The organism is Thalassospira lucentensis (genome assembly GCF_001613805.1).
Taxonomy (GTDB): Bacteria; Pseudomonadota; Alphaproteobacteria; order Rhodospirillales; family Thalassospiraceae; genus Thalassospira; species Thalassospira lucentensis_A.
On record NZ_LPVY01000005.1, the window covers coordinates 210,641 to 234,335 of the forward strand.

Here is a 23,695-nt window from a genome sequence, read left to right on the forward strand (position 1 = left end):
TCTTTCATTCGGTCCAAACGATCTGCCATTGCATATAGCGCGCATGCCACAGACAAGAAAGGCCCGGAAAATTCCGGGCCTTTTTTACAAGATACTCGGTCAGCAAAACCGAATTACTGCAGACCTTCGAACAGCGGGGTCGACAGGTAACGCTCGGCAAAGCTCGGGATGATAACCACAATGCGCTTGCCTTCGTTTTCCGGCAACTGACCCAACTCGATACCAGCGGCAACAGCCGCGCCGGACGAAATGCCGGTCGGCAGGCCTTCGATGCTTGCGAGTTTGCGCGCAGTGGCAAAGGCTGTTTCGTTTCCGATCGTCATGACCTTGTCGATCACATCGGTATGAAGGTTGCCCGGAATGAAACCGGCACCAATGCCCTGGATTTTATGCGGGCCCGGTGCACCACCGGAAATAACCGGGCTGTCTTCCGGTTCAACCGCAACAATCTGGATATTCGGGTTATGCTTTTTCAGGACTTCACCAACACCGGTCAATGTCCCGCCGGTACCGACACCGGCAACAAAGATATCGATCTTGCCGGCGGTATCCTTGATGATTTCCTCGGCAGTGGTATTGCGATGAATTTCCGGGTTTGCCGGGTTTTCAAACTGCTGAAGCATGATCGCGCCATCAATCTCGGCAACCAGTTCCTCGGCACGGGCAACCGCCCCCTTCATGCCCTTGGCAGCCGGGGTCAGGTCGATCTGCGCGCCCAGAAGCATCAGCATCTTGCGGCGTTCCAGCGACATGCTTTCAGGCATGGTCAGGATCAGTTTATAACCCTTGGCCGCCGCCACGAAAGCTAGCGCAATACCGGTATTACCTGAAGTCGGTTCAACCAGCGTCGCACCAGGTTTGATGCGTCCTGATTTTTCGGCATCCTCGATCATTGCGAGACCGATACGATCTTTGACCGAGGCCAGCGGGTTGAAGAATTCAAGCTTGCCAATCAGGTCGGCCTTCACACCCTCGGCCGCCGCCAGACGTGAAAGACGAACCAGCGGCGTCGCACCGATGGTGTCGATGATGCTGTCGTAAATCTTGCCGCGAAACTCAGTCATGTTTTTCCTCGCAATTTCTTGTAATTTAAAACCAACCACATTCTGATTTTGTATTTATCCCGTTTAACACCCAAGTCAATCGGGTTTAAACAGTTTTTACGTAAATCCCGGTTGGGCTGGTTTCCTGATGCCTGTGTATCAGATGTGAACCGCAGCGGATTCTTGTGGTTTAACGATACAACAATCCGCAGCCTGTTCCGACGATTAAATGATGAAATCCGGGGATTCCTCGATCCCGCTTCGCAGACCAGCGTCACGTGCTCTATTACATAAATCTTCGACCGTGATCCGGGTCAGCGACACCATCATTTCGTCCTGTAATTCACGCCAAAGCGGGCGCACGACTTCCTTACCCAACGGAGATCCTGCCGGATCCTCGATCGGGTCATCGGATGTTTCCATCGACCGGATGACCGACACGATATCGGCAAGGGTGATACGACGACGTTCACGTGCCAGACGATAGCCGCCACGCGGACCACGCACACCGACAAGAATGTCGGCACGCACCAGCTGCTGCAAAGTCTGTTCAAGATAGCGTTTCGGAATACCCTGGCGCGCGGTGATGTCACGGCTTTGCACTGGCTCACCTGCGGCGTTATAGGCAATGTCCACCACCGCCTCGATGGCAAACAGCATCTTCTTTGACAGTTTTAACATCGTTTCTTTCATACTCCCCTTGCGGTCCCGTCGATCCCCCCGGAAGTACTGGGACCAGCCATTTTCAGAGTTCACAAGGCAGCAACATCACCAACCGACCCATATTCCTCGGTGATATTGCTGCTACCTTTAACGGTAATCAGTCCGTTTTACCTGCCGGTGCGGCAACACCGGTAGATCCGAAACCACCGGCACCACGCGCCGTTTCATCCAGATCGGCAACCGCATTCCATGCCACCTGCGTCACCGGCGCGACCACAAGCTGGGCAATGCGCATACCACGTTCGATGGTAAATGCCTCATCCCCGTGATTGATCAGGATCACTTTGATTTCCCCGCGGTAATCAGCGTCAATCGTTCCCGGGCTATTGAGAACCGTCACACCGTTCTTCGCCGCCAACCCCGAACGCGGACGAACCTGTGCTTCAAACCCGGCTGGCAGGGCAATCGCGACTCCGGTTTCGACCATGGCCCGTTTACCCGGCGCGATCACAAGCGTATCGTCAATCGCCGCCTGCAGATCGACGGCCGCCGACTGTGCGGTGGCATAGTCAGGCAGCGGGAAATCTGCACCATGGGGCAACTGTTTCAGATCGACAGTCAAACGCGTCATAAAAGTTCCTTGTCTTCATATTTCTGGCTGCACGCCTTGGACATGCAGCGGGTTATCAAGCTATTCAAATCAGGCAAAATGCCGGGAAATCCGTTGCACAAGCGCACGTGCGACACCGGCCTTGCCCTGCCGGGGCCAGACCTCGTCACTGGCACCATCCGCGCCGGAAATCAGGAAAACTTCATTGTGATCACCACCAAAGGTGCCCGTACCGGGCGCCACATCATTGGCAAGAATCCAGTCGCATCCCTTGCGCGCCCGCTTGGCGCGGGCATGTTCGATAACATTTTCTGTTTCGGCTGCAAAACCAACAACCAGATCCGGGCGTTTTGGCCCTTTCTGGCTGATGGTCGCCAAAATATCCGGATTTTCCGAAAGCTTCAGGTCCGGAATCACACCCGACCCATCTTTTTTTAGTTTCTGACCGGCTTCTGCGGCCACACGCCAATCGGCAACCGCGGCGGCACATACCGCAATATCGGCGGGCAAGGCAGCCTGCACAGCATCCAGCATCTGCCGGGCCGTTTCGATCCGTACAACCTTTACCCCCGTCGGATCAGGCAAGCTGACCGGTCCGCTCACCAGCGTCACATCGGCTCCAGCAACAGCAAGTGCCGCGGCTATTGCATGACCCTGCTTGCCCGACGAGCGGTTGGCGATGTATCGCACCGGATCAATCGGTTCGTGTGTCGGACCGCTGGTCACAACTGCCTTTCTCCCAGCAAGCGGCTTTCCGGCTGGCTGGCCTTCCAGAAAATCAAAAACCGCCGCAATAATTTCGGCAGGTTCCGCCAGACGGCCCGATCCGGTTTCACCGCAAGCCAAATCACCCGCCGCCGGACCAATCCGTATTACACCACGTCCTTCAAGAGTCGCGATATTTGCCTGTGTCGCTGCGTGATTCCACATTTCGACATTCATCGCTGGTACAACCATCACCGGCTTGTTGGTCGCAAGCAGGGCCGTCGTCGCCAGATCGCCCGCCTGTCCAGTCGCCATTTTGGCAAGAATATCCGCACTTGCCGGGGCGACCAGCACAAGGTCAGCCTCACGCGACAGGCGGATATGGCCCATTTCGGCCTCATCGGTCAGGGAAAAAAGATCCTGATAAACCTTGTTCTCAGTCAGGGCGGCCACCGAAAGCGGGGTTACGAATTCCGCACCGCCTTTGGTCAGGATCGCACGGATATTGATCTTCCGGTCGCGCAAGCGTCGGATCACCTCAAGAACCTTATAGGCAGCAATGCCGCCCGAGATGATCAGAAGGATATTTTTTCCTGCCAGCACTGTGGTTACCAACTATTTACGTTGAAGAAGTGTGGTTAACCTACCTTCTCCGTTGATCCCGTGCAAGCGTCCAAAATGATCAGAAAAAACGCCACAGGTTCGTAAAACCTATGGCGTTGTTTTACTATTTATTTTCAACAATCTATCACGGAACGGTATAAAGCATTCCGAACCAGCGCCACCGGCCATTCGGCCCCATCGAGGTGCAATTGATCCGCCACCGTCCTGACGAAACCGGGGCATCCAGCCGAATTTCAACCCGTTCTTCGCCCAGCCGGTTCATGGTCGGCTCACCCTCCGACGGGTAACAGGCGACATCACCTGTCTTTTCCTTCAACGTGAATCCGAACGCTGGCGGGTTACGTTCAAGCGTATAATTTGGCGGAGTGACATCGCTGACCGGTAGTGGCAATGAATTGGCTGCCAGCGTAAAGCGGTCCATCTCGCCATAATTCTCGTTCATCGCAAAACGCGGCAGATACATTATATCCGATTCTGTGCTCATGGCACCGCTTTGCTGGCCAAATGCCGCCTTGTAACCAGCCTCCTTAACCGCCGCGATCACATCATCACTGGCTTCCCCGTAAGGATACGCAAAAATGTCCGGAACAAAGCCCAGTTCTTCCTTGAAGCGCCGGGCAGAATGCGCAAGTTCCGCTTTCACTTCCTCGATCGACAAGCTCGGCAAATGCGAATGATGCTGGCTGTGGCCGCCAATGGTAACCCCGTCTTTGACCATCTCGCGCAACATATCCCAGGTCATGTAGTTCTCGTACCCGGCATCGACCTGCTCACTCGAAACAAATATTGTCATCGGCAGGTTGTGCTTTTTAAACGCTGGCCACGCAACATCATACACAGACCGGTAGGCATCATCGACGGTGATACCGATAGCGTAATCAGGCAATCCTTTGCCGTTTTGCATGGCATCGATGATTTCGGGGACACCCATCACCGTGTATTTTCCGTTTGTCAGCTCGCGAATATGTGCTTCAAATTGCGGCCCGCGAATATTGGTCGACGGGTAATCGGTTTCCGCAAACCGGTGATACATGAAGACAACGGCCGAGTTTGCATTACCTGACGGTGATTCTGCGGAGGTGGTTGCACCACTTGTGCTGGCTTCCTGCGCAATCCCCGGCGAAACTCCAGCCGTCAGGCCAATCGCAAAGGCCGCACCAAATACCATGCAACGAAACATATTCACGCCATTGGCGCACACAACAGCGTCAGAATTTTGCTGCACATTGGTCTGTGATTGCATTGCCACATCCATCTTTATTTGCGACCCCACTCATTGGTCACTGCAGCCCCCAAAACCACAGCCTTGATTTCATGGTTTCCGGTAATTGTGTTTTTTGTGAACGTACCAGCGAACCAATTGTTTTTCCACAATTTCGTCACTGCGCTTGTGTATAGTCCTCCGCAGCCTAACTTCAGGATACCTGTTTCAACCGCAGCATTAACGGAGATTCGCATGCTTGATTCCGACGCACTCGACATCCTTTTCAACAAAGCCCGAACCCACAATTGCTGGCAGGATCGTGACGTCGATACGGCTCTGCTAAAAAAGGCATGGGACCTTACCGTCATGGGTCCGACCAGTGCAAACTGCGAGCCGATGCGGATTAAGTTCGTCAAATCACCCGAAGCCAAAGAACGGCTGAAACCTGCACTTTCTGAAGGAAATCTTGAAAAAACCATGGCAGCACCCGTGACTGCCATTATCGCCCATGACATGGAATTCTATGAAAAACTGCCGCAACTCTTCCCGCATACAGATGCGAGATCGTGGTTTGCCGGCAAGGATGATGCAATTGCCGCTACCGCATTTCGCAATGGTACGCTACAGGCCGGTTATTTCATTATTGCGTTGCGGGCTATGGGCCTTGATTGCGGCCCGATGTCAGGTTTTGACAATGCCAAGGTCGATGCCGAATTTTTTGCCGGTACCCCGGTCAAAAGCAATTTCCTGATCAATATCGGCTATGGTGATGCGTCAAAACTGTTTGCCCGCAGCCCACGTCTTGCGTTTGACGAAGGAGCCGAAATTCTCTGATTTGCTATCGGAGGTCATAACCGGCGCGGGACAACGGCGTTAACGCATTTGCATATTTATTGGCAAACCCGGCTTATACGCATGTATGATCACGGTTCAGACGACGTATTTTTTCAAGCTTTTCCGATGCTTGAAAACTGTCATCTAACTTTTATTTGATCTTTACTGGCGCATAATCATTTTAGTCCAAATTTTTTGCATGCGTTAACGCGTACCGGCACAGATCCCCAACATCAGGAGCATCCGTTGGGCTTTCGCCAATTGTTAATGACCGCGTTTGCGGTTGGATTCCCGACTGCCACGATATTTATCATTCTGGCGGCGATGGAGTTGCTTGGCTGGGGCACGGCGATCCTGTGTGCAACGCTGGCATGGCTGGGGATTGCCGGGGTCCTGCGCATCTATTTTGGCGATTTGCGCCGTGTAGCACGCTACGCCATGGCTTTGCGTGACAAGTTCCGTGGCACACCGCCACAGCATCTCTCTTTCGGTGCCGCGTCCGAACTATCGTCTCTTTATACCCAGATCGCCAGCACGTTTCGCGAACGCATCGCCCATCTCGAAGCGCAAACCAGTACGGATGCCGAAATTCTCGACCACCTGCCAAACCCGGTAGTGATGGTGAACCGGCAACGCGTTGTTACCGGCTTTAACCAGGCGGCGCGTGGCCTGTTCCACAATTTGGAAATCGGTCGTGATCTGACACGCTATATCCGCGATCCGATCCTGCTGGACGCCTTTGATGATGTCGCGGGCGAACGCGAGCAGATGAAACATGCCGAATTTGTACTGGCAAGTGATGCCCATCGTCATTTCGATGTGCTAACCGCACGGTTGCCCGCCGCAACCGGCGATCGGAACTTTGTTCTGTCCTTCTCGGACCTGACCGAACTTCGCAAGCTTGAACAAATGCGTGCCGATTTCGCAACCGATGCCGGGCATGAATTGCGCACACCACTTTCAGTGTTGCTGGGCTTTATCGAAACGCTTGAAGGCCCGGCCAAGGATGATCCCGATGCCCTGAACCAGTTCCTGCCGGTCATGCGTGATCAGGGACAGCGCATGCAGCATCTGATCGAAGATTTGCTGTCACTCGCCCGGATTGAGTTGAACGAACATACTCCGCCATCCGATGACTGCGATATCGGCAGGATCATCGACAAAGTCGCACAAACTCTCGCCATGAAAGCCGAAGCGAAAGGCATGGAAATCAAGGTTTCCTGCGAACTCGACAACACGGAAATTGTTGGCGAGGAAAAGGAAATGACGCAGGTTTTCGTCAATCTGGTCGAAAACGCCATCAAATACGGTCACCCCAAAACCAGTATTGATGTCTCGATCACATTGGCCAAAAACACCCCCGGTGCATTAGCCCGTTACCGGCATGACCGTGTTCTGGCCGTCGCCATTCGGGATCATTCAGACGGGATCGCACGCGAACACCTGCCACGCCTGACCGAACGGTTTTACCGAGTGGATACGGCGCGGTCGCGGGCCGTTGGCGGCACTGGTCTTGGTCTTGCCATCGTTAAACATCTGGTGCAGCGCCACCGCGGCACAATGACTATCGACAGCGAACAGGGCGTCGGATCGGTCTTTACGGTCTATCTGCCTGCCAAGGCCAGCGATAATATCCGGACCTTGCATCGAGCCTGATTCAGGGAAGACCTGAATATCTCGCATGAAATAAAAAGACCGGCATTTTTATGCCGGTCTTTTGTTTTTCGCTATCGCCAAGGATCAAAGAATGAATTTCGAAAGGTCTGCATCCTTGGCAAGCCCATCGACCTGTTCGCGGACGTAATTCGCATCAATCTTGACCGTCTCACCACCCCGGTCGGTCGCGGTAAAGCTGATGTCATCCAAAAGCTTTTCCAACACCGTATGCAGTCGACGTGCGCCGATATTTTCCACGGTTTCATTGACGCTGGCCGAAATGCGGGCAAGTTCATCAACTGCATCGTCGGTAAATTCCAGCGTAACATCCTCGGTTTTCAACAGTGCGACATACTGTTTGATCAGGGACGCTTCCGGTTCCATCAGAATACGGCGGAAATCTTCCTCGGTCAGGGCTTTCAGCTCGACTCGGATCGGCAACCGGCCTTGCAATTCCGGCAGCAGGTCAGAAGGCTTTGCCAGATGGAATGCGCCCGAACAGATGAATAGGATATGATCGGTCTTGACCGTGCCATGCTTGGTCGAAACGCTTGTACCTTCGATCAGCGGCAGCAAATCACGCTGGACACCTTCGCGCGATACATCGCCGCCACGTTCGGATCGTGCAGTGATCTTGTCGATCTCGTCAAGGAACACTATGCCATTCTGCTCGACATTCTCGATCGCCTCGGCAGTGACCTTGTCCATATCCAGAAGCTTGTCGCCTTCTTCGTCGATCAGGCGTTCAAACGCTTCCTCGACGGTCATGCGTTTTGGTTTGGTCTGACCGCCGAATGCCTTGCCAAACACGTCCGACAGGTTAAGCATCCCCATCTGTGCCCCCGGCATCCCCGGAATATCGATGGTCGGCATCGAGGATGAACTGCTTTCCTGGACATGGATTTCAATCTCCTTGTCCTGCAATTCGCCTTCGCGCAGCATCTTGCGGAATTTCTGGCGGGTATCGGCCGATGCATTTTCACCAACCAGACCATCCAGAATGCGTTCTTCGGCTTGCATTTCAGCCTTGGCACGGACTTTCTTGCGCATGCTTTCGCGCGTAAGGTCCAACGACACTTCCAGCAGGTCGCGAACAATCTGTTCGACATCACGGCCGACATAACCGACTTCGGTGAATTTGGTGGCTTCGATCTTGATGAACGGGGCTTCTGCCAGTTTGGCAAGACGGCGTGCAATTTCGGTTTTACCGACGCCGGTCGGACCGATCATCAGAATGTTTTTGGGCAGCACTTCATTGCGCATATTGTCGTCAAGTTGTTGACGCCGCCAGCGGTTGCGCAAGGCAATGGCGACCGCGCGCTTGGCATCTTTCTGGCCGATAATATGGCGATCAAGTTCGGATACGATCTCGCGCGGGCTGAAATGTTGGGTCATTAAATTTATCCGTTAGTTCTTGCGACGGAAATGCGATGTCAGGCCCGAAACGGCACCCTTATTTCGCATCCTCGATCTTTTCCAGCGTAACGCTGTCATTGGTGTAAACACAGATATCGCCGGCAATCGCCATGGCTTTGCGGGCAATTTCCTCGGCACTCAGGTCCAGATCAATCAGAGCCCGCGCGGCAGCAAGCGCATAGTTCCCGCCCGATCCGATGGCAATAATGCCGTCTTCGGGTTCAAGCACATCACCCATCCCGGTCAGCACCAGCGAAACATCCTTGTCGGCCACCGCCATCATTGCTTCAAGCTTGCGCAGATAACGATCCGTGCGCCAATCCTTGGCCAGCTCAACACAGGCGCGCATGGTCTGGCCCGGATGACGATCCAGCTTGGCTTCAAGACGTTCCAAAAGGGTAAAGGCATCCGCCGTCGCCCCGGCAAATCCGACGATGATCTCGCCTTTCTGGCCGATGCGGCGCACTTTGCGGGCGTTACCCTTGATCACGGTCTGGCCCAAAGAAACCTGACCATCACCGGCAACCACCACTTCATTGCCCTTGCGCACCGACAGGATCGTCGTGCCATGCCAGCTCGGCTGCGATTTTTCGCTCATAAATAATCCCTAGATTTTCATCCAATGCATTCGATCAAGAGTTAGCACGCACAACCGCCCGGTCAAGGGCCAAGCCCCGCGAACCACAATTGCCGATTCACAAACACTGTTTCAAAGCGAAAGAGGTTAAAAAATTCAGGGCGTATCGCCGCCACATGCTTTACCCTTGGTCGATAAAAGAATTTCAAAGAATGAAGGACGATAGTCATGAGCAATCCCGACCTTGCCCACACCCATCTTGGCAAATGCGTTCTGGCCGGTCAGGGCAGAATCAAGGCCGATCTGGTCCTGCGCAATATCGGATTGCTTGATGTCATCACCGGCAAAGTAACTGAAACCGACATTGCCATTGTCGGCGACCGGATTGTCGGCACCCACGCCAAATACGAAGGTGATCGCGAAATTGACTGTACCGGCAAATTCGCCGTTCCGGGCTTCATCGACACGCATCTGCATATCGAAAGCTCGCTCGTCACACCGCTTGAATTTGATCGCTGCGTCTTACCGCATGGTGTGACCACGGTCCTGTGTGATCCCCATGAAATTGCCAATGTTCTGGGCGCAGACGGAATCAGATACTTTCTGGATTGCGCCGAACGGTCCGTGATGGATATCCGCGTCAATCTGTCATCCTGCGTTCCTGCTACCGGCTTTGAAACATCGGGTGCGCAGCTTGAAATCGATGATCTTCTGTCATTCCGAAACCACCCCAAAGTCATCGGGCTGGCAGAAATGATGAATTATCCCGGTGTGCTGAACCTTGATCCCGGCATCATGGCAAAACTTGAAGCCTTTCAGGATGGTCACATTGACGGTCACGCACCACTGGTTCTGGGCACTGCACTGAACGGCTATATGGCTGCGGGCATTCGCACCGATCACGAGGCAACATCCGCCGCCGAAGCGCGCGAAAAGCTTGCCAAAGGCATGGCGATCCTGATCCGCGAAGGATCGGTTTCCAAGGATCTTGAGGCACTGGCCGAAATCCTTGATGAAAACACTTCAAGCTTCGTTGCACTGTGCACGGACGACCGCAATCCGCTTGATATCGGCGAAGAAGGTCATATTGATAGCCTTATTGAAAGATTAATCGGTCATTTAAAGGCACGTAATTGCCCAATCCATCATGTCTATCGCGCGGCATCGCATTCGGCGGCCCGTATTTTCGGGCTACGTGACCGCGGCCTGATCGGGCCCGGTTGGCGGGCCGATATCGCGATCCTTGATGATCTGGAAACCTGTGCGGTCAGCGACGTGATTGCCGGTGGACGACTGGTCACCAACGGTCTGTTTGACGCCCGCGAAATCGTTGCGCCAATTGGTTTAACATCAATGAAGGCCAAACCGGTCAACGTCGAGGCCTTCATGACTAAGCCCAAACCGGGCCAGAATCAGACCCCGGTGATCAAGGTCAAACCCGGTCTGATCCTGAGCTTCCGGGATGAAGCCACCCTCGAAATTGGTGAAAACGGCCTGACGCCCGATCTTGAAAACGATGTGATCAAGGTGGCCGTCATCGAACGCCATGGCAAGAACGGAAATATCGGGCGCAGTTTCGTCCGTGGTTTTGGTCTGAAACGCGGGGCAATTGCATCTTCGATCGGCCATGACAGCCACAATATCACCGTGGTCGGTGCCAATGACGCGGATATGGCCGCCGCCGTCAATCGCCTGATCGAATTGGGTGGCGGCTTTGCCGTTGCAGATGGCGGCAGGATCACGGCCGAACTGGCGTTACCGGTCGCCGGACTGATGAGCATGGAACCGTTCGAGGTCGTCGAAAACGACCTGATCACACTGCGCGCTGCGGCCAAGGATCTTGGCTGTGTTTTGCCCGAACCGTTCCTTCAAGTCGCCTTCCTGGCCTTGCCGGTAATCCCGCATCTGAAAATGACCGACAAAGGCCTGTTTGACGTCGACAAGTTTGACTTTGTCTGACCTTTTGGCACCTTTAGCCTGTTCTAATGGATGGGTTTTCATCCTAACGCGCAATACCACATACCAATCTTCAACCCGGAAAAGAAATATCTGATCCCGGGAATTGACGATGGGGTGAACATGTGAAGATCAGACTGCAAATAGGTGTGACCACCGCGTTCACAGCAATCGCGGTATTCATGATCGGGATCACTGTTGCCATTCTTTACCAAAGTAATCACCGGCTTGCATTGGAAACAGCGCGATCCGAGATGACCTCCGCGCGGGAAAATACGGTTGAAAACCTGATAAATGTGATCGTCCCGGTCGGGCAAGTGGTTGAAACAACCGTTGATTTTATCAAAACCTTCCCAGAAGCCATAACCGAACCGCGTAGCGGGGCTGTCATGGCAAGCCAGATCAAACCCTATTCCTATATTTACGGCTTGTTCTTTGGCCTTGAGGATCAAGGGCAATTTTATCAGGTCGTACAAGTCCCTGTCGGCGTTGCGGAATTTGGTCCGAACAAGAGCCCGTTACCCGCAAATACCAAAATCATCTATCGCACAATCGACGGCCCGATCAATGATATGATCGAAACGTTCCTGTATCAGTCATCTTGGGGAACGGTTACAGGGCGCGAAAAGATCAACGTTGAATATGATCCCAGAACCCGCCCTTGGTACGAAGGTGCACGTAAGCAAGACGAGATTTTCGTAAGTAGCTTCTACATTTTTAATAGCACCGGAAAACCTGGGGTTACCTTTGCCAAACGGGTGACAGATACCGACGGAAAACTCTTGGGTGTTGTCGGCGCGGACCTGACAATGGACAAGATTACAAACATCCTGAACGACATCCGGATAGGCAACGAAGGCCGCGTCTTTCTTCTTGATAGGGAGGATGGTGTCATCGCTTATAGCGGGACACGTGACGATGCCACCGATCTGAAATTTACCGAAGCCGGTAATCGTAAAATTGATGATTCCATTGTCGAAACGGCGATTACGCAATGGATAAAAAGTCGCGAGACTTTCTTCAACTTCACAGGAACCAAAGATGGGCGTAGATACCTGGCATCCGCAGCGCCCATTCCCGAATTATTTGGTATTTCCCCAACACTTGGCTTCATCGTACCCGAAGATGAATTTGTCGGTGCCATCAAGGAAACCACCCGAAACGTTTTGCAGATTGCGGCAATCATCATCGTTGTTACCGTTATTCTGATCGTTATCATATCGCGCATGCTAAGCCGCCAGCTTAATGCCGTAGCGTTGGAGGCCGAGAAAGTCGGCCATTTCGATCTTGAAGGCGACTTTCAGATGTCGTCCCATATTTACGAAGTCAGTGCGCTGGCCAATGCGGTATCGAATATGAAAGTAAGTCTGAAGAACTTTGGCTCTTACGTACCTGTTGATCTGGTGAAGTCGATTGTTGCCTCTGGCCACCCCGTCGAAATCGGAGGTACATCGCGCGAATTGTCGATCATGTTTACCGATATTGAGGGCTTTACCGGCAAGACCGAAAGCTATGCGCCAACGGCATTGATGCTTGAACTGTCAAACTACTTTGCGGCCATGGAAAAGGAAATCACCGCCAATGGCAACGGCACGATCGACAAATATATTGGCGATGCGATCATGGCTTTCTGGAACGCCCCGACAACGGACCCGGATCATGCCGTTCATGCCTGCCGGGCTGCATTGGCCTGCCGACATGCCGGACGGCAATTGAATTCGATTTCCAGCCAGTCGGAACTGTTTCCCCTACGTACACGGTTCGGTCTGCATTGCGATCAGGTCGTGGTTGGCAATGTTGGGTCGAAAAGTCGCATTCAATATACCGCATTGGGTGCAGCGGTTAATCTTGCCTCCCGGATAGAGGGGCTGAACAAAATTTATGGCACCCGCATTCTCGCCAGCGGCACCATCGCCCGAAAAGCACAGGAAAACTTCCTGTTTCGTTTTGTGGACCGCGTTTCCCCGGTTGGCACAACCCTTCCAGTCGATATTTTTGAGCTGTTGGGCGAAAAGGACGAAGCAAATAGTGACCTCTCTGCCACCAAAGAACAATATGACGAGGTCTCCAAGTGGAACGCATGCATGACGCTTTATCGAAACCGCAACTGGCAAGAGTCTTTGGAAGCCTTTAATGCCCTGAAAACGCACGCGAGCGTGGACAAACTTGTTTCGATCTATATCAAACGTTGCCGACAATTCATAAAGTCACCACCACCTAGCGACTGGGGTGGCGTTTCCCATATCGAAACCAAATAAACCTCCCGCTAAGCAACCCGACCCGGCCAACTGCAGGCTCCGGACATATTTGCGGCCAATGCGTAGCCGGTTAAACTGGCTTTTCGCTGCTGTTATTGCTAAATACGACCCAACAGATGCATCGATACCTGCAGGAAAGGAGCTTTGCATGCGCAAGGCCCGCGTAGAGCGCAATACCAACGAAACACAGATCACGGTCGAGCTTAATCTTGACGGAACCGGCATCTATGATGTCGAGACCGGGGTTGGCTTCCTTGATCACATGCTCGAACAGCTTTCACGCCATAGCCTGATGGACCTTAAAGTCCGGGCCAAGGGCGACCTGCATATCGATTTCCATCACACCACCGAAGATACCGGTATCGCAATTGGTCAGGCCTTCTCTCAGGCACTGGGCGACAAAAAGGGCATCAATCGTTACGGCAGCTGCCTGCTTCCGATGGACGAGGCGCTGACCTGCGTCGCGCTGGATTGTTCAAACCGCCCCTATCTGATCTGGAATGTCGAATTTACCCGCGACAAACTTGGCGATATGGACACCGAACTGTTCCGCGAATGGTTCCAGGGCTTTGCCCAGGCAGCAGGTCTGACGCTGCATGTCAAAAACCTGTATGGCGATAACAACCATCATATCGTCGAAAGTGCCTTTAAGGCGCTGGCGAGGTCCCTGCGCAGTGCGATCGAAATCGATCCGCGCAAATCCGATGCCATTCCCTCGACCAAGGGTGTTCTGGGTGGGTCGCTTTAACCCGCCAAATGCCCCTGATCAGATCCGAATGACCGGGTGACGCATCACCCGGAACAGGAAGTCGGTTTTCGATGAAGGTTTACACAGTTCATACCCATCCCGGCGATGCCGATCCGATGGAAAATGCGATCCTGATCCGCGAAGGTTTCAATTTCTGGGCCTTTATTTTTAGCGGTATATGGGCGCTTTATCACCGTTTGTGGGCCGCTTTTTTTGGCCTGCTTGGCGTATCGCTGATTTGCAATCTGCTGATCTATGTGTTTGACGGCGGACCGGAAATGGATTTTGCCCTCGCCCTTGCGACCGGCATCGGTTTTGGCCTGATTGCCAATGACTTGCGCCGCAAGAAGCTGACGGCCCGCGGCTGGAAGCTTGTCGAAATTGTCGCTGGCCCCAACGAAAACGCCGCCGAACATCGCTTCTTTGATCGTCTGCGTGGCGGTCAGGCGTCTTACAATAACCTGCAAATTGCTGCACCCACCCCCTTATCCGGGAGCACCCAATACCCATGAGTGTTGCGATTATCGATTACGGTTCAGGCAACCTGCGTTCTGCTGCTAAGGCGTTTGAACGCGCCGCCCGCGAAAACGGCATTTCCGCCGATATCATTGTCACCGATGATCCGGAAAAGGTCCGCAATGCCAGCCATATCGTCCTGCCCGGTGTTGGTGCCTATGCTGATTGCCGGGCCGGACTTGATGCCGTTACCGGTATGGTCGAAGTTCTGAATGAACAGGTCATCAAGGGCGGCAAGCCATTCTTTGGCATTTGTGTCGGCATGCAGTTGATGTCATCCGTCGGGCGTGAATTTGCCGATACCCGGGGTCTTGACTGGATCAAGGGCGAAGTGGTTGCGATTGAACCCGCCGACCCGTCGCTTAAAATCCCGCATATGGGCTGGAACGAGCTGGTGCTTGATCCGTCGGGCAGGAAACATGCCGTGCTGTCGGATGTTTCGGATGGCGATCACGCCTATTTTGTACACAGCTATCACATGCATGTGCAAAACCCGGGCGAGCGTCTGGCATCGGTCGAATATGGCGGGGCGCTGACCGCAATGATCGGGCGTGACAACATGATCGGCACGCAATTCCACCCGGAAAAAAGCCAGAAAACGGGACTTACCATCATTGGTAACTTCCTGGGATGGAAACCATGACCGCACCCAGCAATACGATCGAACCCGGTGTTACCGCCGAACGCGTTACGGAACTTAGTGCGGGTGACCTGTCTGACATCGTTGATGCCTGTACCCAGGCAATCATCGAAGGCGGTGGTTTTGGCTGGCTCACCCCGCCGGATCGTCCGGATATGGAAAAATACTGGCGCGGCGTTTTGCTGATGCCGGGACGTCATCTGTTTGTATCGCGTGTAGACGGCGTGATTTCCGGGGCCGCACAGCTTCTTGAAACGCCTTCCAACCTTGAAGCACAGCGCCATTCGGCCCAGATCACCGGCCATTTCGTGGCACCGTGGGCGCGCGGGCGCGGCAATGGAAAGGCCATCGTGCGCAGCATCGAATTTTATGCGCGCGAACGCGGTTACTCTGTTTTGAAACTTGATCTTCGTGAAACCCAGACTGCTGCCATCGCACTTTATAATGGGCTGGGTTATGTCCGTTGGGGTATCAATCCTTATTATGCGATGGTCGACGGCAAAATGGTCGAAGGTTACTACTACACCAAGAAAATACAGGACACTGACCAGTGAATCTCTATCCGGCAATCGACCTTAAAGATGGTGCCTGCGTTCGCCTGCTGCGCGGTGATATGGACAAGGCTACCGTATTCAACAACGATCCGGGCGCGCAGGCTGGTGAATTTGTCGCTGCTGGTTGCCATTGGGTCCATATCGTTGATCTGAACGGTGCCTTTGCCGGGGAACCGGTTAATGGGGCGGCAGTCGACAGCATCCTTGCCGCCGTTTCGGGCAAGGCTAAAACACAGCTTGGCGGCGGTATTCGCACGATGGAAACGGTTGATTACTGGCTTAACAAGGGTATTACCCGTGTGATCCTTGGCACTGTGGCCCTGCGTAATCCCGATTTCGTCAAGGAAGCCTGTGTAAAATGGCCGGGCCGGATTGCGGTTGGTATTGATGCCCGCAATGGCTATGTCGCGGTCGAAGGCTGGGCCGAAACATCCGAAGTCACCGCCCTTGAACTGGCGCAAAAGTTCGAGGATTGCGGTGTCACCGCAATCATCTTTACCGATATTGACCGCGATGGTGCAATGGGCGGCCCCAATATCGAAAGCACAGTGGCCCTTGCCAGTGCGATTTCGACCCCGGTCATCGTATCAGGCGGTGTTTCATCGCTGGATGATCTGATAGCGGTTGCCAAACATACCGATGCCGGGATTGACGGCGCGATTTCCGGGCGTGCGCTTTATGACGGCCGTATTGATCTGGCAGATGCCATCAGGGCATTGTCCTGAACGGACCCAAACAGGATAACCGATCATGTTGAAAACCCGTGTCATTCCCTGTCTCGACGTTAAGGACGGTCGTGTCGTCAAAGGGGTCAATTTCGTTGATCTGATCGATGCTGGCGATCCGGTAGAACAGGCGCGCATCTATGACGCCGAAGGCGCTGACGAGCTTTGCTTCCTTGATATCACCGCATCAAGCGACAATCGCGATACAATTTTCGACGTCGTCGCTCGCACGGCAGAAGCCTGCTTTATGCCCGTCACCGTCGGCGGTGGCGTACGCACGCTTGAAGACATTCGCAAGCTGCTTCTGGCCGGTGCGGATAAGGTTTCGATCAACACGGCTGCGGTCAATAACCCCGATTTCGTGCGCGAAGCAGCACGCAAGTTCGGGTCACAGTGCATTGTGGTTTCGATTGACGCCAAATCGACCGGCCCGGACAAGTTTGAAATCTTCACCCATGGCGGCCGAAAACCAACCGGGATTGATGCTGTTTCGTTTGCAAAACAAATGACCGAATATGGTGCCGGGGAACTTCTGGTCACCTCGATGGATCGGGATGGCACCAAGTCGGGCTTTAACCTGCCGCTGACGCGATCAATTGCAGATGCCGTACATGTGCCGGTGATTGCATCGGGCGGTGTCGGGACGCTGGACCATATGGTCGAAGGTGTGACCGAAGGCCATGCCTCGGCGGTTCTGGCTGCCTCGATCTTCCATTTCGGGACCTATCGTATCCGCGAGGTCAAGGACCACATGAAAGCAGCCGGCATCCCGGTCCGCGAGGGGTGATTATGACTAATAAACATATTCTTGATCAGCTTTACACTGTGGTTGCCGCCCGCAAGGGTGCCGATCCCGAAACCAGCTATACCGCCAGACTTTTTGCCAAAGGCACGGCAAAAATCGCCCAGAAAGTTGGCGAGGAAGGCGTTGAAACCGTGATCGCGGCCCTTGCCGAAACCCCGGAAAAAGTCGCATCGGAAAGTGCCGATCTGCTTTATCACCTGACCGTGCTTTGGGCCGATCAGGGAATAAATCCGGAAGACGTGTGGAACATTCTGGCCGAACGCCAGGGTATTTCCGGCATTGCCGAAAAGGCATCCCGCACAGATAAGTAGGGTCATATCCCGTCAAGACCAGGAGCATCCCCATGGCCGTCTCTGCCTATGATCCACAAAACATCTTTGCCAAAATTCTTCGTGGTGAAATCCCGTGTAACAAGGTTTTTGAGGACGATCACGTCCTTGCCTTTCACGATATCGCCCCGCAGGCCCCGACCCATATCCTTGTGATCCCAAAGGGTACCTATACCAGCTATGACGACTTTGCGACCAATGCGTCGGATGCGGAAATCATCGCCTATACCCGCGCAATCGGCAAAATTGCCGCCGCGGCAGGCGTGGTTGAGGACGGTTACCGTCTGATCGCCAATACCCGCGACCATGGCCGCCAGGACGTCCCGCATCTGCATGTTCATATCATTGGCGGCAAGAAGCTGGGCCTGATGTTGCCAAAAGACTAAGGTTAACGCCCGCGAAACCAGAATTCAGGGCAGGGCAACCAAGGCGTCCCTGCCTTTTTGCTTTATTGGAATGTCATGATCCAACCTGTCCCATCCACCGCAAAGATTTTCCAAAACCTCCCGGGTCACTGGACGCTTGAGCGCGACCTTGGTCCCACAGGAAAGTTCAGCGGCAATGTGACCTTCCACATGGCAGAACCGGAAAAGGCAGGTTTTCTGCGCTATCGAGAGGAAGGGATTCTTGAACGTGGCGATGGCAAACGCTTTGACGGTTACCGCGAATATGACTTCGTCCTGCATGAAAAACCGCCCGCGATCGAGATGCTGTTTCGTGATCCATTAAGCTTTGGCAATCGCTATGTGCTGCTGCAATTCGGTGAGGATACTGCCGACGAAGGGTACAGCGCGCGCGACATTCACCCCTGTGGGGAGGATTTTTATCATCATTGCATGATCTGGTATGATAAAAATCATTTCGAAACAAAAATAAAAATAATAGGCCCAAAGAAAGATCATTTGTTGCACAGCATTTATCGTCGAAAACCAAATACCTAGGTCGCAGAAATTTTCCTTTACGTTATGAGGTTCCCATGTCGCTACCCCCGTTCCATCTGGCATTTCCGATTAAATCGATTGCCGATACCCGCGCGTTTTACATCGACATCCTTGGTTGTGACGAAGGCCGTTCAACCGAAGCGTGGATTGATTTCGATTTCTTTGGTCATCAGCTTTCCGCACATGTTCGCCCCGAAGCAGGGCAAAATGCCGGTGCCGGAAATGTCGATGGTGACGCGGTACCCATCCCGCATTTCGGCGCAGTTCTGGAATGGGAGAAATGGCATGATCTGGCAGATCGCCTGAAAGCTTCCGGAGCCAAATTCCTGCTGGAACCGAAAATCCGATTTAAAGATGAACCGGGCGAACAGGGAACTTTTTTTGTCGAAGATCCGGCTGGCAATGGTCTTGAATTCAAGACATTCCGCGATCCGGCGATGATTTTTGCACACTGATTTGCCTTATCATGCCGCCTTTGGGCGAGCTGCCAACCGACTTTGATCACAGTGCCGGAACGCTTTGCTCTGCAATGCGTTATATGATCAGGTAATATTAGCGATACCGGTCCCGACCGATATCCGCGACACCCCAAAATCATCGACCCATTTCATCCGCCCGTCAGGAGAATTACCCATGTCTGCCGCCAGCTCCACCGCCAATGCCAACCCGAAAATCCTGATTGCCGCAGCGGGCGTGGACGAAAAATGGAAAGAGGCAATGGTTTCCAGACTGCCGGATGCAAATATCGTCACCCAACATGAAAATTACGATCCCGCAACGATTGACTTTACCCTGTTGTGGAAACAGCCGCAGGGGCTGCTTAAAAGTCTGACGGGGCTTCAGGCTATCTTCTCGCTTGGCGCGGGCGTGGATCATGTGCTTTCGGCCCCCAGTCTTCCGACGGATGTGCCGGTCATTCGTCTTGAAGATGCCGGTATGGCCGATCAGATGGTGCAATATCATCTATATGCTGCCCTGCATTTTATGCGTGATTTCGATATTTACGCCCGCCAGCAAGCCAAGGCCGACTGGACCCAGCATGATGTTACCCGTATTTCCAAATGCCGGGTTGGCGTGATGGGGCTGGGGGCACTTGGTGCTGCGGTTGCCAGCGCATTGACGCAGCTTGGCTTTGCCGTATCAGGCTGGAGCCGCACGATAAAGGCGATTGACGGCATTACGACCTATGCCGGGTCCGAAACCCTGAGCGAGTTCCTGTCACAGTCTGACATCCTGATTTGCATGTTGCCGCGCACCGCCGAAACCGAAGGTGTTTTGAATGGCAAGACCCTATCACACCTGCCAAAGGATGCCGCTGTCATCAATGCCGCACGTGGCGCGATGATTGTCGAAGCTGATTTGCTACGCCTGCTTGACACCGGTCATCTGCGCGGCGCGTTCCTTGATGTTGCGGTCACCGAACCGCTACCCGAAAGCCATCCGTTCTGGGACCATCCAAAAATCCGCATCACGCCGCATATCGCGGCCGCGACCCGGATTGAGGAATCGGTCGATCAGATCGCCGAAAATATTGATCGCATCACCCGCGGCGAAACCCCGCGCGGCCTTGTTGATCGTAAAATCGGATACTAAGCCGTAACGACAACACGGAAGGGATGAGATGGTATCGCTAGCCATCCTGGAGGCCAGTGTTATTCACGGCAAATCTCAATCAGCCTGCCATTAGCCCTTCGACCCCATTGGCAAAAAGCTGCCCCAACCAGTCGGTAAACACACGAACGCGCGGTGAAAGTTGCCTGTTCTGTGGATAAAGCACCGATACAGGCATCGGTTCCGGTGGATATTGCGGCAGGATTTCGACCAGCCGACCGGCCTTCAGATCGGCCACCGCACGGTAATGCGGGACCTGAATGATTCCAAGTCCGGCAATAGCTGCCGCCATATACAGATCCGCACCGGTCACGGAAATATTGGCCGGAATCTCCACCTGCCGCACAAGACCGTTAATTGTGAAATCAAGTGGCATCGGCTTGGCATCCGCCCCGGAAAGAAAGGAAACAACCCGGTGCCCCTGTCGTTCAAAATCCTCGATCTGTTCGGGCATGCCATATTTTTCAAGATAGCCGGGGCTTGCAACCGTCACCTCGGGCATTGTTGCCAAACGACGACCGATCATGGATGAATCGACCAACTCCCCACTGCGCAACACACAATCATATCCTTCATGAACCAGATCGACATAGCGGTCACCATCCGCCACCACAAGCGTGATATCGGGATATTCATCCATGAATGCGGGCAGGGCAGGAATGACAAACATCCGGGCTAGTGTCCCCTGAAGATTGACGCGCAAAAGCCCTTTGGGCGCACACGGTCGAAAAAGGCCATCGGCTTCCTCCAGTTCGCCCAGTATCCGGATACAGCGCTTGTAATAGGCTTCACCATCCAGGGTTGGCCGAACCTGTCGGGTGGTCCGGTTCAGAAGCCGCGTGCCCAACCGTTCTTCAAGGCGCTGAATGGTATTGGTCATGGTGGCACGCGGGATCTGAAGATCCGTCGCGGCCTTGGTAAAGCTGCTGCGCTCGACAATGCGAACGAAGTTCCGCATCTCCTCGAACCGGTCCATCATATTTCCAATTGTTGTAGATAATCGAACAGTATTGTCGATTATGGCGTAATTATCCCAAATGTCATCCGGTTCATACTCCGCCTATCGAAATTGGTTCATCACCAAACAGGAGAACCCGACATGACAAACGCAAATGAAACCAGAACCGCCATCATCACCGGTGCCGCACGCGGCATTGGTGTCGCCCTTGCCAAACGCCTGGCACAGGATGGCTTTGCGGTTGTTATCAACTACGCCAACAGCGCTACCAGCGCGGACGCCCTTGTCGAAGAACTGACAGCAAGCGGCCATCAGGCGATGGCAATCAAGGCCGACATCACCAATGCAGATGCCGTCAAACAGATGTTTGATCACGCCGAAACCCGCTTTGGCGGGGTTGACGTCATTGTCAATAATGCCGGTATCATGACAACACAGCCAATCTCGGAAATGAGTGACGCGGTCTATGACGCGATGATGGATACCAATGTGCGCGGCACCTTCAACATGCTGCGCGAGGGGGCCAAGCGCCTGCGTAACGACGGACGTGTCATCAATTTTTCGACTACCGCCCTACATCTGAAATTGCCGGGTTATGCTGTTTACAACGCAACCAAGGCAGCGGTTGAAGCGATGACAGGTGTTTATGCCAAGGAACTGCGTGGTCGTAACATTACGGTAAATGCCGTCGCCCCCGGCCCGGTTGCAACCGAACTGTTCCTGAACGGCAAGACAGATGAACAAATCGCACAGTTTTCGAAAATGCCGCCGATTGAACGTCTTGGTCAGCCCGAAGACATCTCTGGCGTCGTTTCCTTCCTGGCCGGACCGGATTCCGGTTGGGTCAACGGACAGACGCTACGCGCCAATGGCGGGCTTGCCTGATCCAAATGCCAAATTGATTGCCTTGCCGCCTTTCCACCGATCCCGCGCGTCAAGGAAATTTAACATGGGTGTCGTCCTGAATAAGGACGGCACCTTTGCCGTATCACGAAAACCCTATTGCCAAAACAGGGACGAGGAACTCGCAAAAACACCGGCATGCAAATTGGCAAGCATCCGATTTTGCCCCATGATGGCGCCAAGCCCCAAGCAAGGATGCCTTTATGACCAATATTACCTTCCGCTATGCCACCCGCGAAGATTTGCCTGCCATCGTTACCCTTCTCGCCGATGACGAAAAGGGTAAAACCCGCGAAGAACTGCGCGATCCGCTACCCGATGTCTATTATGCCGCGTTTGATGCCATGCAAAGTCAAAGCACCGAAGCCCTTCCAAACAAATACCTTTTAGCATGTCAGGGGAATGACATTGTCGGTTGTCTGCAACTGACCCTGATTGCCGGACTTTCGCGCAAAGGCCGTCTGCGTGCACAGATCGAAGGTGTACGGGTATCGTCGAAATGCCGGGGTCAGAAAGTAGGCGAAAAATTGATCATCGAATCCATTTCGATTTCGAAATCACTAGGCGCATCGCTTGTGCAGTTCACCACCGACAAAACCCGCAAGGATGCCCATCGCTTCTACGAACGGCTTGGTTTTGTTGCCAGCCACGAAGGTATGAAAAAGGACATCTGAGGTTTTCTGCCATAGTGATGGCAATATTTCCCAGCCCTATAGTGCTATGATCGAGATCCCGGAAACACCAGCAAACGGAGCTTAAGCCATGAACCTCTCCGAACTGCAGGAAATTGCCACACTAAAGGGCTTCACCCACCATTTCAGTGCGACCGGAAATCATGTCACCTGCGATGGCAAGGAAGTCAGCTATTCCGCGAATGATCTGACCATTATCGATAGTCGATCCGTCGATAGCGGCACCGATCCTGGGGATGACGCCACGCTTTATATGATTGAAGCCCGCGACGGTACACGTGGCACCCTGATCGTGCCCAGCAGCTTTTACACCGAGCACGACAAGGCGGAACTGATCGATCATCTGCGCAGTCAGTCCCGATAAAATCGGAACAGTCGCATCGCTTCCGCGTTTCAGGAACAAGTATCCCGTAACCAGCAGGAGAGACGACAATGACTTTGGCCGAACTTCAGGAAAATGCCATCCGTCATGGCTTTTCACATCATTTTGTCTACGAGGCAGGCGGCGTACGCTGCGACGGCAGCGGTCCGGTTTATGCTGCTGCCGATCTAAAAATCGTTCATAGCAACAGTGTCGATGCCGGCACCGATCCGGGGGATGACGCCACCCTTTACATGATAGAGGCCCGTGATGGCACGAAGGGTATGATGATCATTCCGTCAAGTTTCCATGCCGACCCCGACAAGGCACAGCTGATCGACGAGCTGCGCAAGAACACCCACTGAA

At 53.6% G+C, this 23,695-nt stretch carries 27 protein-coding genes; 19 read left to right on the plus strand and 8 right to left on the minus strand.

Going from position 1 to position 23,695, the window contains the following annotated elements; all coding sequences use genetic code 11:
* Positions 1 to 113 precede the first annotated feature (113 nt).
* The 5 genes from cysK to AUP42_RS06220 all read right to left on the minus strand — a co-directional run bounded on the left by cysK (position 114) and on the right by AUP42_RS06220 (position 4,888).
* Positions 114 to 1,064, minus strand: a complete 951-nt coding sequence (gene cysK / locus AUP42_RS06200; protein ID WP_062949947.1) for a cysteine synthase A — start codon at positions 1,062 to 1,064, stop codon at positions 114 to 116.
* A gap of 204 nt (positions 1,065 to 1,268) precedes the next feature.
* On the minus strand, positions 1,269 to 1,724 hold the full coding sequence (locus AUP42_RS06205; protein WP_062950528.1) for an RrF2 family transcriptional regulator: 456 nt from the start codon (positions 1,722 to 1,724) through the stop codon (positions 1,269 to 1,271).
* 139 nt (positions 1,725 to 1,863) lie between these two features.
* Positions 1,864 to 2,337, minus strand: a complete 474-nt coding sequence (gene dut, locus AUP42_RS06210) for a dUTP diphosphatase (protein ID WP_062949949.1) — start codon at positions 2,335 to 2,337, stop codon at positions 1,864 to 1,866.
* 69 nt (positions 2,338 to 2,406) lie between these two features.
* Positions 2,407 to 3,624, minus strand: a complete 1,218-nt coding sequence (coaBC, locus tag AUP42_RS06215) for a bifunctional phosphopantothenoylcysteine decarboxylase/phosphopantothenate--cysteine ligase CoaBC (RefSeq protein WP_062950531.1) — start codon at positions 3,622 to 3,624, stop codon at positions 2,407 to 2,409.
* 145 nt (positions 3,625 to 3,769) lie between these two features.
* Positions 3,770 to 4,888, minus strand: a complete 1,119-nt coding sequence (locus AUP42_RS06220) for a polysaccharide deacetylase family protein (protein ID WP_082824697.1) — start codon at positions 4,886 to 4,888, stop codon at positions 3,770 to 3,772.
* Between the two features lie 213 nt (positions 4,889 to 5,101).
* On the opposite strand from AUP42_RS06220, the gene AUP42_RS06230 reads away from it, so the two are divergent.
* Both AUP42_RS06230 and AUP42_RS06235 read left to right on the plus strand, forming a co-directional pair.
* Complete coding sequence (locus AUP42_RS06230; RefSeq protein ID WP_062949956.1) at positions 5,102 to 5,683, plus strand: malonic semialdehyde reductase; 582 nt, start codon at positions 5,102 to 5,104, stop codon at positions 5,681 to 5,683.
* 246 nt (positions 5,684 to 5,929) lie between these two features.
* Complete coding sequence (locus AUP42_RS06235) at positions 5,930 to 7,339, plus strand: ATP-binding protein (RefSeq protein ID WP_062949958.1); 1,410 nt, start codon at positions 5,930 to 5,932, stop codon at positions 7,337 to 7,339.
* Between the two features lie 84 nt (positions 7,340 to 7,423).
* Here the strand turns inward: AUP42_RS06235 and hslU are convergent, their stop codons facing one another.
* Positions 7,424 to 8,734 (minus strand): ATP-dependent protease ATPase subunit HslU, encoded by a 1,311-nt coding sequence (hslU, locus tag AUP42_RS06240; RefSeq protein ID WP_062949959.1) that lies wholly within the window; start codon positions 8,732 to 8,734, stop codon positions 7,424 to 7,426.
* Between the two features lie 58 nt (positions 8,735 to 8,792).
* Positions 8,793 to 9,353, minus strand: a complete 561-nt coding sequence (gene hslV / locus AUP42_RS06245; RefSeq protein ID WP_007088462.1) for an ATP-dependent protease subunit HslV — start codon at positions 9,351 to 9,353, stop codon at positions 8,793 to 8,795.
* 207 nt (positions 9,354 to 9,560) lie between these two features.
* Between hslV and ade the strand changes: the two genes are divergently transcribed.
* From ade to AUP42_RS06310, 13 genes are all read left to right on the plus strand, one after another.
* Complete coding sequence (ade, locus tag AUP42_RS06250; RefSeq protein ID WP_062949960.1) at positions 9,561 to 11,291, plus strand: adenine deaminase; 1,731 nt, start codon at positions 9,561 to 9,563, stop codon at positions 11,289 to 11,291.
* A 122-nt stretch (positions 11,292 to 11,413) separates the two neighbouring features.
* Positions 11,414 to 13,546, plus strand: a complete 2,133-nt coding sequence (locus tag AUP42_RS06255) for an adenylate/guanylate cyclase domain-containing protein (protein ID WP_156484569.1) — start codon at positions 11,414 to 11,416, stop codon at positions 13,544 to 13,546.
* Between the two features lie 148 nt (positions 13,547 to 13,694).
* A complete protein-coding gene (gene hisB, locus AUP42_RS06260) occupies positions 13,695 to 14,294 on the plus strand; it encodes an imidazoleglycerol-phosphate dehydratase HisB (RefSeq protein WP_062949962.1) in 600 nt (199 codons plus the stop codon).
* 71 nt (positions 14,295 to 14,365) lie between these two features.
* The gene (locus AUP42_RS06265; protein ID WP_062949964.1) at positions 14,366 to 14,806 is read left to right on the plus strand and encodes a DUF2628 domain-containing protein; all 441 of its coding nucleotides are present in this window, start codon (positions 14,366 to 14,368) and stop codon (positions 14,804 to 14,806) included.
* The gene (hisH, locus tag AUP42_RS06270) at positions 14,803 to 15,453 is read left to right on the plus strand and encodes an imidazole glycerol phosphate synthase subunit HisH (protein WP_062949966.1); all 651 of its coding nucleotides are present in this window, start codon (positions 14,803 to 14,805) and stop codon (positions 15,451 to 15,453) included. The genes AUP42_RS06265 and hisH overlap by 4 nt, the downstream gene beginning before the upstream one ends.
* Entirely contained in the window at positions 15,450 to 16,004 is a 555-nt protein-coding gene (locus AUP42_RS06275; protein ID WP_062950533.1) for a GNAT family N-acetyltransferase, read from the plus strand. The genes hisH and AUP42_RS06275 overlap by 4 nt, the downstream gene beginning before the upstream one ends.
* The gene (gene hisA, locus AUP42_RS06280) at positions 16,001 to 16,729 is read left to right on the plus strand and encodes a 1-(5-phosphoribosyl)-5-[(5-phosphoribosylamino)methylideneamino]imidazole-4-carboxamide isomerase (RefSeq protein ID WP_062949968.1); all 729 of its coding nucleotides are present in this window, start codon (positions 16,001 to 16,003) and stop codon (positions 16,727 to 16,729) included. The genes AUP42_RS06275 and hisA overlap by 4 nt, the downstream gene beginning before the upstream one ends.
* A gap of 25 nt (positions 16,730 to 16,754) precedes the next feature.
* Positions 16,755 to 17,516, plus strand: coding sequence for an imidazole glycerol phosphate synthase subunit HisF (gene hisF, locus AUP42_RS06285; protein ID WP_062949970.1), 762 nt, complete (start codon positions 16,755 to 16,757; stop codon positions 17,514 to 17,516).
* A 2-nt stretch (positions 17,517 to 17,518) separates the two neighbouring features.
* Positions 17,519 to 17,845, plus strand: coding sequence for a phosphoribosyl-ATP diphosphatase (locus AUP42_RS06290; RefSeq protein ID WP_062949972.1), 327 nt, complete (start codon positions 17,519 to 17,521; stop codon positions 17,843 to 17,845).
* 32 nt (positions 17,846 to 17,877) lie between these two features.
* Positions 17,878 to 18,249 (plus strand): HIT domain-containing protein, encoded by a 372-nt coding sequence (locus AUP42_RS06295; protein WP_062949974.1) that lies wholly within the window; start codon positions 17,878 to 17,880, stop codon positions 18,247 to 18,249.
* 57 nt (positions 18,250 to 18,306) lie between these two features.
* Complete coding sequence (locus AUP42_RS06300) at positions 18,307 to 18,804, plus strand: DUF6314 family protein (RefSeq protein WP_231858175.1); 498 nt, start codon at positions 18,307 to 18,309, stop codon at positions 18,802 to 18,804.
* Between the two features lie 35 nt (positions 18,805 to 18,839).
* Entirely contained in the window at positions 18,840 to 19,259 is a 420-nt protein-coding gene (locus AUP42_RS06305; protein ID WP_062949976.1) for a VOC family protein, read from the plus strand.
* Between the two features lie 178 nt (positions 19,260 to 19,437).
* On the plus strand, positions 19,438 to 20,397 hold the full coding sequence (locus tag AUP42_RS06310; protein ID WP_231858176.1) for a 2-hydroxyacid dehydrogenase: 960 nt from the start codon (positions 19,438 to 19,440) through the stop codon (positions 20,395 to 20,397).
* Between the two features lie 79 nt (positions 20,398 to 20,476).
* On the opposite strand, the gene AUP42_RS06315 is transcribed toward AUP42_RS06310, so the two are convergent.
* Positions 20,477 to 21,373, minus strand: a complete 897-nt coding sequence (locus AUP42_RS06315; protein ID WP_419865693.1) for a LysR family transcriptional regulator — start codon at positions 21,371 to 21,373, stop codon at positions 20,477 to 20,479.
* Positions 21,374 to 21,514: 141 nt separating this feature from the next.
* Between AUP42_RS06315 and AUP42_RS06320 the strand changes: the two genes are divergently transcribed.
* The 4 genes from AUP42_RS06320 (at position 21,515) to AUP42_RS06335 (ending at position 23,694) form a co-directional block, all read left to right on the plus strand.
* Positions 21,515 to 22,258 carry an SDR family oxidoreductase gene (locus tag AUP42_RS06320; RefSeq protein WP_062949978.1) on the plus strand — a complete coding sequence of 248 codons (744 nt, stop codon included), beginning with the start codon at positions 21,515 to 21,517 and terminating at the stop codon, positions 22,256 to 22,258.
* A gap of 221 nt (positions 22,259 to 22,479) precedes the next feature.
* Entirely contained in the window at positions 22,480 to 22,950 is a 471-nt protein-coding gene (locus tag AUP42_RS06325; protein WP_062949980.1) for a GNAT family N-acetyltransferase, read from the plus strand.
* 88 nt (positions 22,951 to 23,038) lie between these two features.
* Entirely contained in the window at positions 23,039 to 23,332 is a 294-nt protein-coding gene (locus AUP42_RS06330; protein ID WP_062949982.1) for a hypothetical protein, read from the plus strand.
* 68 nt (positions 23,333 to 23,400) lie between these two features.
* The gene (locus AUP42_RS06335) at positions 23,401 to 23,694 is read left to right on the plus strand and encodes a hypothetical protein (protein ID WP_062949984.1); all 294 of its coding nucleotides are present in this window, start codon (positions 23,401 to 23,403) and stop codon (positions 23,692 to 23,694) included.
* The last annotated feature ends 1 nt before the right edge of the window (position 23,695 follow it).